We start from the raw sequence: 16,931 nt of genomic DNA, 5'->3' as shown, positions 1-16,931 counted from the left end.
GCTCATGGCCGGTGCATCCGGGCGGGGGCGGCGGGCGTGCGGGCAGGACCGGGCGTCAAGCTCCGACCCTCCCCCGCCTTGCTGCCGCCGGGTGCGCATGGACCGGCTCCCCCTCCTGTAGCGGCCCGTTCGCCGCGAAATTCCTGTTGCCTTTTCCGAACGGAAGAAGGTCTAGCTTACCATCGCAGAAGAGTCTGAAAGGCAGCTTAAGCGCCCCGTCGCTCCCGCGAGGCGTGGGCGTCCTCACATGCGCGAGGGAACGCCGTTCTTCTCGATGAAGGCCTTCATCCGGTCGTAGCGCTCGGAAAAGAGCGACTGGAACCGGTCGAAGCGCCAGGGAGCGAAGGCGTCCTTCAACGTCTGTCGCTCGAACTCCTCGGGCGTGTAGATCGGCAGGTCGAACGTCTCTGCCAGCTCGCGCGAGCGCGTGTCGTAGGAGAACAGGACGCCCGGCACGCCGACCGCGACCGCCGGCAGAACGGCGTGGACGCGGTAGCCGAGCGCGGCGTCGAACTGCGTGGCGTAGAGGTCGTAGTCGTCCGGCGCGCCGACGTAATAGAGGCGGCGCTCATAGAGATCGCGCAGCACCCGGCCCGTGGTCTCGTCGAACCAACCTTCGGCCACGAGCTTGGCGGTGGCCGCCTCCATGTGCTTGGGCACCTTGAAGAAGAACGCCTTCTCCTCCGGCTCGCCATGGCAGGAAAGGAAGAGGTCGGAGGCCAGCGCCAGCTTGGCGATCATGCGCTTCTGCGTCGCCTGGAAGGCGGCGGGATCGACCGCGTAGGTCGAGCCAACCTCGCGTCGCAGGCTGAAGGTGACGCGCTTGGGGCCGTCGCTCGCATGCTTGAGCGCCATGGTTCGGTCGAGCCCGCGGAAAATCGACGGGCAGCCGACGATTTCCAGATTGTGGATGCCGTTGCGATGCAGCGTCTCGGCGCTGTAGGCGCCGCGAACGCCGATCGACGGCGTGCGATCGGCGATCGCCTGCCAGACGCGCCGCCCCTCGGTCGGCAGGATGATCGGGCGCTCCCGCTCGGCCTGCGCACCGACGCCGATGCACAGAACCGGCAGGTTCAGCGCCTCGATCCAGGCGAGGAAGTGGCCCCAGTCCATATCCTCGTGGATATAGTTGGACCCACGCAGGAGGATGAAGTCGCAATTGGTCTTCAGCCGGTGCAACTCGGCATCGGTGACCGGCTCGTCGATATTGAGGAGATGGCCCTCGCTATAGTCCACCACCCGCAAGGTCGAATCGTAGACGCAAATATCGCCGGTGTTGTAATATTTCTCCAACGTGTCCTGAAAAGGAACGTCGAACCAGACAGCCTTGTGGTTGTTCAGCCTGCGTCCGGAATACTTCACAAGGGCTGCGCGCATGTCGTTCACCTTGGGACGCCGGTCCCGTCAAGAATTCGATCGATGATGCCGAAGAGAGATTAAGTTTTTATCGAACCCGCTCAGCCCTGAGGCCAGACACCGGGCTGAGGACGATCTGTCGCGCCGCCGGTGGGCCGGGGCGAGGCGCCCATCACCAGCCGCTCCATCCGGGGCAGGCTGACGCGCCGGAGATCGAAGCGGCGACGGATCGTCTCGCGCGCCCGGCGGCCCATTTCGGCATGGCGCTCGGGCGCGCGCAGCACCCGCAGCAGCGCCTCGGCCAGCGCGTCCGGCGAATGGAACGGCACAAGAAGCCCGTTCTGCCCGTCGATCACCTCGCGCACGGGCGGCGTGTCGGAGGCGACCAGGACGCAGCCCGTCGCCATGGCCTCCAGGCACGACCAGGACAGGACGAAGGGATAGGTGAGATAGGCGTGGACGCGCGACACGCGCAGAACGTCGAGATAGTCCTCGTAGGGCAGATGGCCGAGGAAGTGGACGCGCTTGAGATCGAGCCCGCCGGACACCTCGTCCAAGAAGATCTGGTGCCAGGTCTTTCCCGAAGGCGCGCGCTGGCCGTAGGACACGCCGAAGCCGCCGACGATCACCACCCGCGCCTTGGGCCGCTCGGCGAGAACGCGCGGCAGGGCGCGCATGAAGATGTGATAGCCGCGCAGGGGCTCCAGATTGCGGTTCACGAAGGTGATGACCTCGTCGTCGCGCGACAGGAGCGTGCCGTCCTCCAGCCGGCAGCGCGCCTCCGGCCGGGGGCGCACATGGTCTGTGTCGATCCCCTCGTGCGCGACCGCGATGGAGGAGCCGAGCGCGGGCGGAAATGTCGAACGCTGCCATTCGGTCGGCGTGATGGCGAGATCGGCCTCGGCCAGCGCCAGAAGGGTCATGGCGTTGCGCGCGCGCAGCGACACCGCGCCGTCGAGGCCGAGGGCGGGAAATTCGGGGTCGAAGTTCACGTCGGACTGTTCGGTCCGGTAGAAATACTCGCAATAGACCACGAGGCGCGCGCCGGGAAACACCGCGCGCAGCGGCAGCGCCTCGCCCCAGCCGCTGTGGACCACCACGAGATCGGGCGAAAAGCCTTCCGACATCAGCATGGCCGCGACATAGAGAACCTGCTCGGCGCGGCGCGTTTCCAGATCGAAGCGGCGTGCGAAGGGATGGGTCGCGCCGACATCGGCCATCTGCAAGGAGTAGCGATGCAGCGTCACGCCGCGCACCGGCCGCGCGCCGTCGGCGCCGATCGCCCTCACCTCGTTGGCAGGGTCGGCGGCCAGATGTTCGGCGAGGTGACGGAACTGGGCCGGGAAGTTGTTGTGGACGAAGAGGATCTTCATGAAGCGGCGGCGCGCGCGTCGCCCTCGCCCTCGCCCTCGCCTTCCGCGCCCAGAAGCTCGGCCTGCTCGGTGCGGCCGAAATCGCCGCGCAGCTGGTCCAGCCGGCAGCCAGGCTTGAGGCACAGCGCCCAAAGGGCGAACCGGCCACGCGACAGGCGCACCTCGGCGAAGCCGCTTTCCAGCACCAGCCGCGCCAGTCGCGACAGCGTGAAGCCGGTGCGATGGGTCATGAAGCCGAAGCCCGCCTCGATCGAGGGCCCGTGCCCCCAGAGCATGTCGAGCGGCGTCACCGGGCCGGAGGCCGAGGGATAGGCCACCTCATCGATCCCATGCTCGACGATGAAGCGCGCGATCTCCTCGACATCGGGACAGGTGATCAACGCGAAGCCACGCGGGGCGAGGACGCGGGCGAACTCGCTCAAGGCGAGCGGCACCTCGTGCGAGGGAAGATGCTCCAGATTGTGCGAGGACCAGAGCGCGTCGAAGCTGGCGTCCGCCACGGCATGGCGCATGTCCACCATGCTGGCCAGAATATCCGGCTGCACCTTGGGCTCCACATCGAGCCGCACTTCCCGCCAATGCGGCCAGCGAAAGGCGGGGTGCAGCTTGCCGGGATGAGCCGGGCCGCTGCCGACATTGAGGACATGGCGGCGGATCAGAGCGGCGCTCATGCCGCCGCTTCCTGTTCGAGTTCCGGCGAAAGCGGCGCGAACTCGGCGCCGAGCACGACATCGCCGAGATCGAACAGGTCGCTTCCGTCCAACGCGAAGTCCATCTCCTCCAGGCTCGCGAGCATGAAGTCGGCGGGATCGCTGGCGATGGCCACGGCCTTGGGCGGCGGCGCGCCGAGCGCGCGCGGCTCGGGTTTGGGAAGGCGCTCGGGCCGCAGGTGGCGGCGCGAGAAGAGCATGGCGCCGGCGAGATCCAGCGGCAGGAAGGACTGGCGCGCAAGGCTCGCCACGACGGGGTTGCCCAGCGCGGCGAAGGCGCTGGCATCCACCGTCCAGTCGCCCCGGCTTGCGCCGGCCTCGTCCACGATCGGCACCAGCACGCCGGCGATGCGCAGGAGCTCCAGCGCCTGGGACAGGCGGGCGCGGCCCGAGCGCGTCATGTGCAGCGTGTTGCGGATCGCCATCATTTCCGGCCCGAGCTGGCCGGTGGCGAGATCGACCGAGATCGGCGCGCCCTGCGCCCCGAGCAGACCGGCGCCGGGCACGAGCACGTCGATCTCGTCGATCGGCCGTTGCGCCTCGCGCTCCGCCAGCACGAAAGGATAGGTGCGAAGCGCGATCGGCAGGTAGCCGAGGCGCCAGGCGCCGTCCGGCTCCATCGCGGGCCGGACGAGATCGGCCTCCGCGACCAGCGCACCTAGCACCGGCTCGCCGCCTTCGATGCGCGCGACCAGCGGCAGGTGATGGGCCGTCAGGAGATATTCTGTGTCGTTGACCGCGACGAAGCCGGCCTCCAGCGCGAAGCGAAAGGCGCGCGGCGCGCTGTAGCGCTGGCTCGCGAAGGCAAGAAGCGGAACCGCGCCCGTCATGCCGCCGCGCTCCGCGCCGAGGCCGCGCGGGCCTGCGCCAGGAGCGCGCCGGCGCGAAACAGGGACAGGCGGTGTAGCCCGAGCAACCGGGCGGCCACCACACCGAACTCCTCCATCACCGGTGCCAAAGCCGGCGTGTCGAAGACGCGCGGCGCGACCACGAGAAGATCGGTGATCTCGCAGCGGCGCCCGGCGCCGAGATCGAAGGCCAGCGTCCAGGGCTCGAGGAAGCCGCGCACCGCCAGCGAAAGCGAGAGGGCGCGGGTGCGCGCGAGATCGCGCTCGAAGATTTCCAGCGCGCGAAGGCGCAGTTCCGCGCCGCGCGAGAGCTTGCCCTCGGACGTGGCGATCGGCGCGCCCGCGTCCGTCACCTCGTCGGCGCAGGCCGTGTCCAGCATCAGCCGCTGGCCCGGCCGCCCGGCCTCCGCCGGGTCGGCGGGCAGGGTCAGCGGATAGGCCTGGAACAGGAGCGGCAGCAGCGCCAGGGCGCGCTCGGTGCCGGGCGGAAAGCCGGTTCCATCCTCCATCAGCGTGCGCAGGACGACCAGCTCCGGGCCGCTCTCGCGCGCCTGCCAGATCAGCGGAAAGGTCGCGGCCAGCCGCTCGGCCTCCGCCGCCACGACCGGCACGACGCGCGACTGGCGCGGCAGCGGATAGGCGAAGGGCGAGAAGATGCGCGAGGCCATCAGCTCGGGCGACAGGGGGCGGGGCGCCTCGGCCAGCATGGCGCTAGACCTCCGGCCGGCAGGGCACGAAGGCGGTGAAGCGCTCGGCGCCGCCTCCGCGCGGCAGGCTGGGCGCGGTGTCGAGGTTGAGAAGCAGAAGTTCGCGATCGCCGAACCCGTGCTCGATCGGGTTCGAGGCGGCCGGCGCGCCGGCGTGCTGCGCGCCCTCCTCCACCGCCACCGTGCCGCGCCGCTCCGACCAGAGGCCGACCACGGGCGGCACGGCGGGAAAGGCCCCGCGCAGCTCGTCCCGCATGGCGGCGAAGCTATCTCCCCCGAGATCCTCGCGGATTTCGAGCGCCATGGGCTGGAGCAGATGCACCTCCAGGACCCCGGCCGCGATCATCGCCACCTCGTCGCAGCGCCGGCGCGGCTCCAGATGCGAGAGCGCGGGCGGCAGAAGCTGCGTGTGCGCGCCGATGAGGCCGAGGAGGCGCAGCGCATCATACTGCGTCTGGTCTATCCACCCGCGCGACAGCATCCAGGATAGGGATTCCGGCTCGCGCCCCTGGCGGCGCCGATCCGCCCCTTGCGCGTCGCGCAGCGCGAGGCAGGACCGGCGCTGCTTGAGAAGAAAGGCGCTGCCTTCCAGGCGGATGTCGAGAAGGCGCATGTCGTGCCAGGGCTCCAGCGCCACGGGAATGCGAAAGCCGACGAACCCGTCGCCGACGCCGGCATCGGCCAGATCCTGCCGGAACAGCTCCACGATGCCGCCGCCGACGCAGGTTTCGTCCACGAAGGCGAGGACGCGCGCCCCGCGCAGGGGCCATTGCGGGCTGCTGACCCAGCCTTCCACGCGCGAGCGCGAGACGAAGTCGATATGCCCCTGGATCATGGCGCGGCGACCATGCGGCTGGCCGCCATGGTGGCGAAGAAGGCGAGATAGCGCTCGGCCATGCCCGTCGCCGAGAGAACCGTGGGAATGCCAGCCTTCAGCGTGGCGTGGTTGCGCGGATCGGCCCCGAGCTGAACCGCGCGCAGGAGGTCGCTCGCGTCGCCCAGCCGGAAATGCAGGCCCGACACGCCGTTTGGCACTTTTTCGGCCATGCCGCCGATGCCGGTGCAGATCACGGGCAGGCCGACGGAATAGGCCTCCTGAATCACCACGGGCGAGTTCTCCCACCATTTGCTGGGGATCACGAGATAATCGCAATCGGCCATCAGCCGGTGGACCGAGGCGTTGCTGTAGGCGCCAGCATAGGTCAGGAACGGATAGGCCTTGAGCGCAGCCTCGAAGCGCTCGGTGAAGCTGGCGGACTGGCCCACCAGATTGCCGTGGATTCGAAAACGCACCTTGCGCGCCAGATCGGGGTCCTTGGCGATCAGCTCGGCCGCGTCGAGAATGACGTCGACGCCCTTGAACGGCGTGATCTGGCCGAAGAAGCCGAAGACCCAAGCCCCCTCGCCCCGCTCGCCGTGCCGCGCCTCGGGCGGCGCCAGGAGCCCGTTCTCGATCACCGTGGTGCGGTCCGCCGACAGGCCCCATTCGATGAAACGCTCGGCCAGGAAGCGGCTCGGCGAGACGAAGCCGTCGAAGGCGCCGAACCCGTCCAGCATGGTTTCCTTGCGCATGGCGAAGCGGCTGCGGCTTTCGCCGGGGAAGCAGCTGGTGCAATCGTCCCACCGCGCGCGCTCGCACAGGACCTGCGCGGGGCGCGTCACCATCTGTCCGTGATTGTGGCAGATCGCCAGGAATTCGTGGATCGTCAGGAAGTTGAGGACGCCCGGCAGCCGGCGAGAGGCGCGCAGCGTGTTGAGGCCGAGATTGTAGAAATGATGGAAATTGACGAGGCCGATCCGCTGCTCGCGCAGGATCGTCAGCAGTTGCTCCTCCTCGCCCGCCGGGGCGAGATGGTAGAAATGGTCGTAGCGCGCGGCGTCGCGGAACACGGCGAACTCGGTCTCGTGGCCGAGCGAGAGCTTCTGCCGGTCGGCCTCCGCGCAGGAGCCGATATAGATGGCATCGACGCCGATCTCGCGCAGGCCCCGGTAGAGCGCATAGGCCGAGATTTCCGCCCCGCCCTTGGAAAGCGAGGGATGGCTGTGGGAGACGATGGCCATGCGCTTGGGCAGCAGCGCCTGCTCGAAGCCCATGTGGCGGATCGGGCCAAGCTTCATCGCGCCGCGCCTTTCAGAATGTCCGCTTCGATGAGGTCGGCGAGGCGCGACAGGCGCGGGCGCTCCAGGCGCACCGCCCCGCCAGCGACGAGCCGGTCGAGCCCGGGCTGCTCGGGCAGCGCGCCGCCCGCGTGCGTGCCGCGCAGGAAGCGCGGCGCCGTGCGACTCCAGTCGATCAGGGCCGGCGTGCTCCAGCCGAATGCGGCGGCCGACAGCGCGCCGTCGATCCGGTCCGGCCGTCCTTCGTCGTCCACGATCTCGAACCGATCGACCGAATGGCCGCGCCGCGCAAGGCTCGCTCGCGCCCCGGCCCAGCCCGCCGCCGTCAGCGCCACGCCGCGCCCGACATGGACGAAGCGCTTGGCCTCCATGCGCGCCAGCATCCAGGGCAGTTCGGCCACCACCTCGTCGGGATGAGCGACCACGAAGAGCGAGAGCGGTGCCTCGGTGCGCGCCCGCAGCTCCTCGAAGCGCAGCAGCGCTTCGGACCGGTTGCGGCCGGTGTCGGCGACGAAAGCGAGGCCAGTGCCGGGTTCGAGGTCGGGCAGGTAGCGCGCGGCGCGGTCGAAGACGAGGCGCAGGTTCCCCTCGTCGGCGGGAAGGCGCTGCACGACGGCCCGCTCGGCCGGGGCGAGGGCGAGAACGGCAGGCGCGCGCCATTCCGCGCGCAGCGTGTCCTGCACGGCGGACACCAGTGCGGGATAAACGGGCTCGAAGCGCAGCGAGGGATAGAGCGCCAGAACCTCGTCGCCATCGGTCACGAGATCGAGGCGGCGGGGCACTTTGGGATCGACCCGGAGGACGGCCGACGTGCCATCTTCCAGAACCACGCGCAGGAGCGGCGCGGCGGAGGCGCCGACCGGCAAGGCGCCACGAAAGATCGTGGTGAAGCCGGCGCGGGCGGTGACGGAGGGCGCCGATCCGAAGGCGCCCTGAAGATCGGTGCGCGGGCGGAAATAGGTGCAGGTCTCGTCGGCGGTCAGCACCGTGTCGCCGATCTTGAGATGAAAGGTCTCGGTGCGCTTGGCGGGGCTGACGGCCCAGCCTTCGGCGATGCAGCCGAAGCCGGGAATGAGCAGCAGCCGATCGACGCCACCCTCCACGAAGACGCCGCCCGCGGCCGAGGCGCCGGGAAGCCAGTTGGCGAGCGAGGCTAGCACCGCGCCCATCGCCTCCCCCTGCCCGCCCACCAGCGCGGGCTGAAGCTGCTGATAGGCGGCCGTAAAGGCGTCGGCGCGCACGAGGCGGGTCTGCGGAGTCAGGCGAAGGTGGAACTGGCCTTTGTCGCCGGCAAAGACGAACCCGTCCTTGAAGTGGGCGGGCGGCGTCCATCCGGTCTCGATCAGTCCGACGACCCCGACGCAATTGGCCGACAGGTCGGAACGCTCGTAGGGGGCGACGGCGATGCCTGCGGGGTGCTTTACCCTGTCCGCGACGACGGCGGGAAACTCGGTGTCGATGCCGCGCTTGGCCCAGCCGATGAACCAGACCTGCCCGTCGGAGGACAGGTGGACGAGATCGATCTGCCCGATTTCGCCATCGGAATGGGGCAGAAGCGGGCGCTCGCGCAGGCGCTCGGCCTCAAGGCGCAGGGCGCGCAGCTGGCCGAGGAGCCGGTCGCCCTTGGAGCGCGGCGCCTCGCGCCGGCCAAGTTCGGAAAGGATCGCCTCGCGCCATTGCGCGACCAGCTCGCCGACGCTCGGCGCGCGGCCCGCTGGGGGCAGGAGCGTGACGTCGGTGCCCGCCACGCGCAGTGACACAGGTTTGTCGTGCCGATGGGCGGCCAGCCGCGCCAGACGGCCGAACACGGACGGATCGAAGCGGAAGCCCGCGCGGCAGCGGGGCGAGACGTGAATGTCGATGTCGGGCCGGGCGAGCCCGGTCGTGCCCAGCGCCATGACATAGCCGCCGACCGAAAGCTCCAGCTCGACGCGGCGGCCGGGCTCCTCGATCGCCACGGCCCAGCCCTCGATGCCGTTGATCGGGTCGAACCGGTCGATTCGGCCGCGCCAAAGTCCGCCCAGCGAGGGCGAGAGTTCGGGCGATGCGTAGCGAGGGGGCGTGTGGTTCAGCATGTCATGCCATCCGGCCGAACCGATTGGGTTGCGCTATTGGTCCGGTCGGACCGTCTTCATGCGATCGCGGGACTCGCCGACAGGGCGATCACCCGCCCGCCTGGCGGAACCACCAGCTCGGCCGAGGCGCGGATGTCGATCACCACGAGGTTCTCGGCCGTCAGCGTGTAGTCCGAGAGCGTGCCCTGCGGCGCGTCGCCCGCCGCGCTCGACACATGCGTGCCTTCCATGACCCGAAGGCGCGCCCGGTCGGTGGAGTAGAAGGCCAGGAGAGGGGCTGCGTCGGGCAGCGAGGCGACGCGGCGGATCTCGGCCTGCAGCGCCTCGCCCTGCATCATCTCGACTTGCTCCAGCTGCGCGTCGAGGCCGAGATAGCTTTCGAAGAGCTGCGCGGCGACCGTCACGGGCTTGTCCAGAACCGGGGTCTCGCTCGTCGGCACGCGCCGCGACAGACCGCGCTCATAGGCGCCGAAGGACCAGAGAATGCGCAGGAAGTCGAAGTCCGACTGCGGAATGCGCCCATGCTTCAGGGCCCATTTGAGGGCGGCGAGGCGGGTGCGCATTTCGGCGCGATCGAGGCGGGTCTCGGCCTTGGCGCCCGTCGCGATGGTCGCGCCGGACTGAAGGATCACCGCGTCGCTGCCTTCCAGCTTCAGGAAAACCGCGCCGGTCTCGTCGGCCGCGACCGAGATCGGGAAGCTGAAGCCGAGATGCCCGTCGCCGATCCCTGCATCCGCCAGATCGGCGCGGAACATGTTCACCTTGCCCGCGCCGATGCAGACGTCGTCACGAAAGGCCAGGATGGTCCGCTCGCGGATGCGGCCGTCTTCGGAGAAGATCCAACCTTGAATGGAGTCGCTGGTAACGAACTCGATACTGCCCCTGATCATGTCGGCCACATCTCTTGGAAGAATGATGGCTCAAATTATTCGAAGGATGTTACGCTTCCGTATACATCGTTATACATCGTAGCAAATCTGTATGGCCCCCTGGCGAGGCCGAACACGGCGCGAGTCCGACCGCGCTGCACCAGACCGCCGGGCTCAGAGTCCTCGTCCCATCCCCCTGCGCCAAGCCCATCCTGGTTTGGTCAACGATCGCTGAAATCCAGAGAAATTTAACGCTAACAAATCTCTGTATTGAATAAAAAATTTAGATTGTTTGCTTGTAACGGGTCAGAGTGCGGAAGCAATTATTTCACGAAGTCTGATGTATTGCTCTAAGAGTAACTTTCACGATCGAGGGCAGGGAGAAGCGGAGCGATGGTCGGACAGGAGCGCAAGGCCGTTCTGAAGGTCACGCGAGGACTTCACTCCCTGGTCTATCGTTTCGATCCCGCCTACGCGCTGGACCTCTCGGTTCCGCCGATCGCCCGGGTCGAGGCCGCCTCCGAAGGCATCTTCCTGGTCACCGCGCCGGGCGAAGAGTTCGGTACGCTCTCGGCCCCCGGCAAGGGCCTCGTGGTGCTGGCCGAGCAGGACGGAACGCTTCATCTGACGATCCAGGCCAGCCAGAGCGGCGGCAGTCTCGACGCTTCGTTGGAGCTGTCCCGCATCGAGGCGCAGCGCCTGTCGATCGCCGCCCCGTCGAGCCGCCAGCGCACGCCGCTGACCCCGGGCGCGAGCGAGTTCCTGGTGCGCGCCCATGTGTCCCTGCGCGGCGATCTCTCGGCCGCGCGCGGCGAATGGCTCTGCGGCCCCGCCCTGCCCGGCCGAATCGAGGGGCTGGAGGTGCGCGGCGTCGGCACCGAATGCCCGGTGGAATATCAGGTGGCGACGGGCGGGCGCACGGGCGGCTGGTCGAGCTGGTTTCCCGCCGGCGCCTATGCCGGCTCGCGCGGCAAGGCGCTGCCGCTGATCGGCCTGCGCCTGCGCCTGACGGACGCCGCCCCTTCCGATCTCATGCTGCGCGGCGAGGCGCTGTTTCTCGGCGGCTCTCCTGTCGTCCGCTCGGGCCGCGAGATCGAGTTCACCGGCCCCTCGCCGCTCGACCCGCTGGTCGGCCTGCGGCTGGACATGGTGCCTCTCGTGCGCGGCGAGACGGTGAGCGACCCCGTCGGCCGGCAGGACAACCGGCCGGAGAATCGCCTTCGCGTCTTCCGCCGCGAGATGCCGCAGGCCGGCGCCGCCTGACACGGCGATTTCCAACCCTTCCGACAACCCAAGACGAAAGGCTCAGCTGACGGCATTCCGAAGCGCCCCCCATGGCTGAAATGTACAGCAGTTCCGAGGCGGCCGCCCTGCACTCCCTTTCGCAGGAGGCCACCGACCGCATCAATCGGGTTCTGAGCGATATCGGCCTGGCCGGCACGTCTCACGTCGCGATCCAGTCGATCGGCAGCGACCAGGTCGCCGCCGACTCGGGCGATGCTGTCATGGTGGTCATTCCGGGTGACTCCAAGGACGTGGCGGTGGACGATTCCGGCGCGAACGTCTCTGTGATCATGAGCGATCACGGCACGATCCACCTGACGGGCCTCGGCAACGACACGATCTTCGGCTCGGACGGCGGCGACACGATCACCGCCGGCGGCGGCGATGCCACGATCCACGGCGGGCTCGGCGCTGACAGCCTGTCGGGCGGTTCGATCGGCGGCTCGCACGTGATCTATGGCGGCGGGGGCCACGACACGCTGCTGGGCGGCAACGGCATGGACACGCTCTGGGCCGGAACCGACGGGAGCTATCTCGAGGGCGGCGCGAAGGGGCACACCGAGATGCACGCGGGCGGAGGCGGCGACACGATCCGCTCCACCGGCGATTACGACACGATCCATGGCGGCGTGGCGACCATCAATACCTATGGCGACCACACGCTGATTCACGCCGATGGCGACACGATCGGCTCCCACGGCGCCTATGACACGATCGACGCCTCCGGCTCGCATCGCGCGTCCACCATCGACGCCTATGGCCACCACGCGACGATCCAGGGCGGTGACGGCAACGACACGATCATGCTGCACGACGACAAGACCGGCTATTCCTATGTCGACGGCGGCGCGGGCAACGATTCCATCATCGGCTCCAAGGGCGGCCATGCGACGCTCTCGGGCGGCGCGGGCGACGACTATCTCATGGCCTACGGCGTCGGCGACAGCGTCATGGGCGGCGACGGATCGGACTATTTCCAGATCGTCCACTACGGCACGGGCCATGACACACTGGACGGCGGCGCCGGCTCCAACACCGTCAACTTCGCCGACCGCCACTTCTCCGACGCGCATATCTCGACCAGCGACCACACGACGATCGTGAGCTTCGACGACGGTTACAAGGCCAGCATCACCCATGTCGATCAGCTGCGCTTCTCCGACACGGTCTACAACATCACCAATGTCTAAGGTTCGTCAGTTCTTGGCCGCCAGCGGAATGCTCTGAACCGGGCGCATGTGGCGGCGAAAGCTGGCGGGGGTGCAGCTGAAATAGCTGCGGAAGGAGCGGTGGAACTGGCTCACCGAGCCGAAGCCGGTCTCGAAGGCGATGGCGGCAAGATCCTTGCGCGTGGACAGGAGAAGAGTCTGCGCCGCCATCATTCGATGGCGCAGGATGTAATGGGCGATCGTCATTCCGAGCAGCGCGCGAAAGCGCGTCATCGCGTAGTTCGGGTGGAGCTTTGCTGCCTTGGCCACGTCCGCCACCGTGATCGCCTCGTGGCCGTGCTCGGCGATGAAGCGCGTCATCTCCAGAACCTTTGGCGGCATGGCGCCGGACACCGCCCGACCTTCCTCGTGCGAGCCCGACAGGAGGTCGCGCCAGCCCGTCACGTCGAGCCGGCGCAGAAGGAGAACGACCTCCGCCGCCACGAGATCGCGCAGGCGCATGTCGCCGCTCGCCAGCCATTCGGCGCGCATCCGGCACATCGCCTCGGGCTCGAAGCGCCGGGGCTCGGCCGCCACCATCAGGCCGCCCGCCAGCACGGCCGAGCGCAGCGCCTCGCCGATTGGGGCACCCAGAAACATTTCCAGCGGCAGGTAGATGCAGACATAGCGCGTGCCCGGCGCGACCTCGACGCTCTGGTGCGGGATCGCCCCCCAGAACAGGCCGAGATCGCCGGCCTCCAGCGCCGCCATTCGGCCGTCGTGCCGATAAACGACCCGCCCGCTCAGGACGTAGTTCATCTCGACCTGGCTGTGCGTGTGCGGGGCCGACATGAGGAAGACGTCCTCGCAGCCGGCGATCAGGAAATCATTGCCGCGAACGAGGAAACTCTCCACCGGCAGATGCGCCGAATGGCCGGTCTCCTCCCCCTGACCCGTCATCCCCACGCCCTCCCAGACCGACCTTAGGATCTGCGACATGTATCGCGCCCGTAGCGACGACGCGCAATCCCGCTTCGCTACACTCGAAGCGGGAGAACTGGCTGGGCGGACGCCGCCCAGAGCCGGACACGATCGGGAGGATCGACATGAAAGCCATGCGCAAGGCGGCCGCGGCCGCGCTGACGGGCATCGCGCTTCTGGCGCCGGCGGCGGCCGGGGCGCAGGAGCCGAAGCTATCCGGCACCATTACCGTGTGGAGCTGGGACGTCGCCGCCAAGGCGCTGGAGGCGGTGGTGCCCGCCTTCAACCAGAAGTACCCGGACGTGACCGTGAAGATCGAAGACGTCGGCAACCAGCCAACCTACGACCGAGGCCTTGCCGGCTGCGCGGCGGGCGGGGCAGGCATGCCCGACGTCTACACGGTAGAAAATCAGGAATCGGAAGTGTTCTGGGCACGCTTCCCCGACTGCTTCCGCGACATCAAGGCGATGCTCGGCAGCGAGGGCGCGCCGCTCTTAACCAAGTTTCCCGAGTTCAAGCGGACCGAGCTGACCGTCGGCGACAAGGTCTATGCCATGCCCTGGGATTCGGGGCCGATCGTCCTGTTCTATCGGCGCGACATGTTCGACAAGGCGGGCGTCGACGCCGCCTCGATCGAGACCTGGGACGATTTCGTCGCCGCCGGCCAGAAGGTCGTGGCGGCGAACGAGGGCGCCAAGTTCGTGTCCACCAACGGCGACACGACCTGGTTCCGCATGCTCGCCAACCAGACGGGCTGCTCCATCATCGCCCCCGACGCCGCGAGCGTGACGATCAACCAGCCGCCCTGCGTCCAGGCGCTGGAGGCGGTCGGCAAGGTGGCCAAGGCCGGGCTCTTCCTCCAGGCCAACTGGGGCGAGACGCTGCAGGCGATCAATGCCGACAAGCTGGCCGCCTCGATCTATGGCGGCTGGTACGAGGGCTCGCTGCGGGGCGCCGCGCCCGGCCAGAGCGGCAAATGGGGCATCGCGCTCATGCCCGCCTTCGAGAAGGGCGGCGTGCGGGCCTCCAATCTCGGCGGCTCGGCGCTGGCCATCCCTACCGCTTCGAAGAACCCGGAGGCCGCGCTCGCCTTCCTGCGCTTCGCGCTCGGCACGCCGGAAGGGCAGATCATCCAGCTGAAGGCGAGCGGCCTCGTGCCGACCCTGCCCGAGGCGATCCAGGACCCCTATGTCAAGCAGCCGCAGCCCTTCTGGGGCGGCCAGCCGATCTGGGAAACGGTGCTGAGCACGCTCGACAAGATCAAGCCCTGGCGCGGCACGCAGTATTTCGCCGAGGCCGACAACAGCTTCATCCCGATCTTCTCCGAGTTCATGGCCGGCCAGGTCGACGCCAAGGACGCGCTGGATCAGGCGGCCGAGGAAATCTCCGGCGCCACGGGCCTGCCGGTCAAGGAATAGTCGCCTCGCTTGAGGGACAAGGGGATCCGACCGGGTCGGCTGGCCGGTTCCCTTGTCGGCGCCCGTCGTCGCGAAGGCTTGGCCTGACCTCACTCGAGCTTCGTGTCTCGTGTGCGGACGAAGCCCCTCGCCGATCCTCCGGCCGCGCGTCTCGTGTTGAGTTCCAGGCGCGGCCCTAGCGCGGCTCCGCGCTCGCAAGGCCGCACCAACTCGGGTCCTGACCCTCCAAATGGATCGCCCGCACCGCGCGGGCGTCGCTTTCCGCTTCTGCTTCCTCGCCCCGATTCGTCTCGGTTCCGATTTTTCTCGACCCTCGACGGGATTGCCCATGCACGCGAGTCGCCGCGCCCCTTACGGGTTTCTGGCTCCCTTTCTTCTGGTCTTCGTCCTGTTCTGGGGCTGGCCGCTGATCCAGTCCGTGCTCCTGTCCTTCCAGAACACGCGCGTCTCGCCCTGGGTCTTCGATCTCGGCGTGAACTGGCGCCGGCTCCTGACCGACCGCGCCTTCCACAACGCCCTGTGGAACACGCTTCTGGTGCTGGTGGTCCAGGTGCCGCTGATGCTGGCGCTCGCCACCGCCCTGGCTCTCGCGCTGGACACGCCCTTCCTGCGGTGGCGCGCCTTCCTGCGCTTTGCCTTCTTCGCGCCGGTCGTGGTCAGCGAGGTCGCCTATTCCGTCGTGTTCCGCCTCCTGTTCAACGGCAATTTCGGCGCGGTGAACGAGGGCCTGCGAGCGCTCGGCATCAATGGTCCGAACTGGCTGCACGAGGGCGCGACGGCCAAGGCCGTGATCGTTCTGGCGCTCACCTGGCGCTGGACCGGCTACAACGCCATCATCCTCCTGGCCGGGCTCCAGTCGATCCCCAAGGATCTCTACGAGGCCGCGCGCATGGACGGGGCTGGTGCGTGGCGCTCCTTCACCCATGTCACGCTGCCGCTTCTCGCGCCGGTTCTAGCCTTCTGCCTCGTCCTCTCCGTCATCGGCACGATGCAGCTTTTCGCTGAGCCCTGGCTCATCACCGATCGCGGCGGGCCCGGCAACGCCACCGAGACGCTCGGCACTTATCTCTACAAGCAGGGCTTCGTGAACCTCAATTTCGGCTACGCCTCCGCCATCGCCTATTCCATCGCCGCCATGGCCGCGCTGATCGCCGCGCTGAACCTTCTTCTGGCGCGTAAGGGAGCCGAGGCATGAGCGCGGTCGGCAGCACGGGCACGAAGCGGGCCCGCCGCAAGGGCTTCTGGCTGACCATCGGGCTCATGCCCTTCGCCGCGCTCTGGCTGGCCCCGCTCTACCTCATGGCGGTCTTCGCCACGCAGCCGGACGCGGCGATCCTCTCGGCGGGCGTTCCGCTCCTGCCGGGGCGCGAACTCCTCGCCAATATCGGGCGGATCGTCGAAATCGCGACCTTCGACCGGGCAATGCTCAACTCCATTGTCGTGGCGCTAGCCTATGCCATGCTTTCGGCGGGTTTGAGCAGCCTCGCGGGCTATGCCTTCGCGCGCTACGGCTTTCGCGGCAAGAACGTCCTGTTCGGCCTGCTCGTCGCGACGCTGACCGTGCCCTATGCCGTGGTCATCATTCCCCAATATGTGCTGGTGGCCCGCGACCTGTCGCTCGCCAACACGCTCATTGCAGTGATCGTCCCGCCGCTGTTCAACGCGCTCGGCGTCCTGTTCATGCGCCAGACCTTCCTGTCGCTGCCGCAGGAGATCGTCGAGGCGGCCCGGCTCGACGGGGCGGGCGAGCTGCGCATCTTCGTGCTGATCGCCCTGCCCTTGGTGCGCCCGGCGCTGGCCGCCCTTCTCATCATCCTGTTCCTGGCCTCCTGGAACAACTACCTTTGGCCGCTTCTGGTCGCGCCCGACGCGGCGGCGCGCACCGCGCCGGTCGCGCTCGGCTCGCTGCTCACGGTCAATTCCGTGCCGCCCTGGGGCGCGGTCATGGCCGGGGCCACGCTCATGACCCTGCCCATGGTCGCCCTCTTCGTCTTCCTTCAGCGCCAGTTCGTGTCCGGCATCACCGCCGGGGCGGTGAAGTGAA

General features: G+C 68.4%; 15 protein-coding genes. 5 read left to right on the top strand and 10 right to left on the bottom strand.

Going from position 1 to position 16,931, the window contains the following annotated elements:
• Nucleotides 1-243 precede the first annotated feature (243 nt).
• The 9 genes from AUL32_RS20640 to AUL32_RS20600 all read right to left on the bottom strand — a co-directional run bounded on the left by AUL32_RS20640 (nt 244) and on the right by AUL32_RS20600 (nt 10,077).
• Nucleotides 244-1,377, bottom strand: a complete 1,134-nt coding sequence (locus tag AUL32_RS20640) for a polysaccharide pyruvyl transferase family protein (protein WP_062119294.1) — start codon at nt 1,375-1,377, stop codon at nt 244-246.
• Between the two features lie 80 nt (nt 1,378-1,457).
• A complete protein-coding gene (locus AUL32_RS20635) occupies nt 1,458-2,729 on the bottom strand; it encodes a glycosyltransferase (RefSeq protein ID WP_062119291.1) in 1,272 nt (423 codons plus the stop codon).
• Entirely contained in the window at nt 2,726-3,400 is a 675-nt protein-coding gene (locus AUL32_RS20630) for a class I SAM-dependent methyltransferase (RefSeq protein WP_062119288.1), read from the bottom strand. The genes AUL32_RS20635 and AUL32_RS20630 overlap by 4 nt, the downstream gene beginning before the upstream one ends.
• Nucleotides 3,397-4,269 (bottom strand): SapC family protein, encoded by an 873-nt coding sequence (locus AUL32_RS20625; RefSeq protein ID WP_062119285.1) that lies wholly within the window; start codon nt 4,267-4,269, stop codon nt 3,397-3,399. The genes AUL32_RS20630 and AUL32_RS20625 overlap by 4 nt, the downstream gene beginning before the upstream one ends.
• A complete protein-coding gene (locus AUL32_RS20620; RefSeq protein WP_062119282.1) occupies nt 4,266-4,994 on the bottom strand; it encodes a SapC family protein in 729 nt (242 codons plus the stop codon). Before AUL32_RS20620 ends, AUL32_RS20625 begins: the two co-directional genes overlap by 4 nt.
• Nucleotides 4,995-4,998: 4 nt before the next feature.
• Nucleotides 4,999-5,829, bottom strand: a complete 831-nt coding sequence (locus AUL32_RS20615; protein ID WP_062119280.1) for a hypothetical protein — start codon at nt 5,827-5,829, stop codon at nt 4,999-5,001.
• Entirely contained in the window at nt 5,826-7,112 is a 1,287-nt protein-coding gene (locus AUL32_RS20610; RefSeq protein ID WP_062119276.1) for a glycosyltransferase, read from the bottom strand. The genes AUL32_RS20615 and AUL32_RS20610 overlap by 4 nt, the downstream gene beginning before the upstream one ends.
• Entirely contained in the window at nt 7,109-9,187 is a 2,079-nt protein-coding gene (locus AUL32_RS20605; RefSeq protein WP_062119273.1) for a hypothetical protein, read from the bottom strand. The genes AUL32_RS20610 and AUL32_RS20605 overlap by 4 nt, the downstream gene beginning before the upstream one ends.
• A 56-nt stretch (nt 9,188-9,243) precedes the next feature.
• A complete protein-coding gene (locus AUL32_RS20600) occupies nt 9,244-10,077 on the bottom strand; it encodes a hypothetical protein (RefSeq protein WP_061978244.1) in 834 nt (277 codons plus the stop codon).
• 372 nt (nt 10,078-10,449) lie between these two features.
• Between AUL32_RS20600 and AUL32_RS20595 the strand changes: the two genes are divergently transcribed.
• Nucleotides 10,450-11,319: a hypothetical protein gene (locus AUL32_RS20595; protein WP_062119270.1), complete on the top strand. Its 870-nt coding sequence runs from the start codon at nt 10,450-10,452 to the stop codon at nt 11,317-11,319.
• A gap of 80 nt (nt 11,320-11,399) precedes the next feature.
• Nucleotides 11,400-12,530 (top strand): calcium-binding protein, encoded by a 1,131-nt coding sequence (locus AUL32_RS20590; protein ID WP_062119267.1) that lies wholly within the window; start codon nt 11,400-11,402, stop codon nt 12,528-12,530.
• Between the two features lie 6 nt (nt 12,531-12,536).
• Here AUL32_RS20590 and AUL32_RS20585 read toward each other — a convergent pair whose 3' ends face one another.
• Nucleotides 12,537-13,487, bottom strand: a complete 951-nt coding sequence (locus tag AUL32_RS20585; protein WP_082659919.1) for a helix-turn-helix domain-containing protein — start codon at nt 13,485-13,487, stop codon at nt 12,537-12,539.
• A 116-nt stretch (nt 13,488-13,603) separates the two neighbouring features.
• On the opposite strand from AUL32_RS20585, the gene AUL32_RS20580 reads away from it, so the two are divergent.
• From AUL32_RS20580 to AUL32_RS20570, 3 genes are all read left to right on the top strand, one after another.
• Nucleotides 13,604-14,887: an extracellular solute-binding protein gene (locus AUL32_RS20580; protein WP_062119528.1), complete on the top strand. Its 1,284-nt coding sequence runs from the start codon at nt 13,604-13,606 to the stop codon at nt 14,885-14,887.
• Between the two features lie 328 nt (nt 14,888-15,215).
• A complete protein-coding gene (locus tag AUL32_RS20575) occupies nt 15,216-16,082 on the top strand; it encodes a carbohydrate ABC transporter permease (RefSeq protein ID WP_062119525.1) in 867 nt (288 codons plus the stop codon).
• Between the two features lie 65 nt (nt 16,083-16,147).
• Complete coding sequence (locus AUL32_RS20570) at nt 16,148-16,930, top strand: carbohydrate ABC transporter permease (protein WP_244498005.1); 783 nt, start codon at nt 16,148-16,150, stop codon at nt 16,928-16,930.
• Nucleotide 16,931: the final 1 nt, after the last annotated feature.

This window comes from Aureimonas sp. AU40 (genome assembly GCF_001463785.1).
GTDB lineage: Bacteria > Pseudomonadota > Alphaproteobacteria > Rhizobiales > Rhizobiaceae > Aureimonas.
The sequence above is the reverse complement of the archived record's forward strand: the minus strand, read 5'-3'. Positions and strand labels throughout refer to the sequence as shown.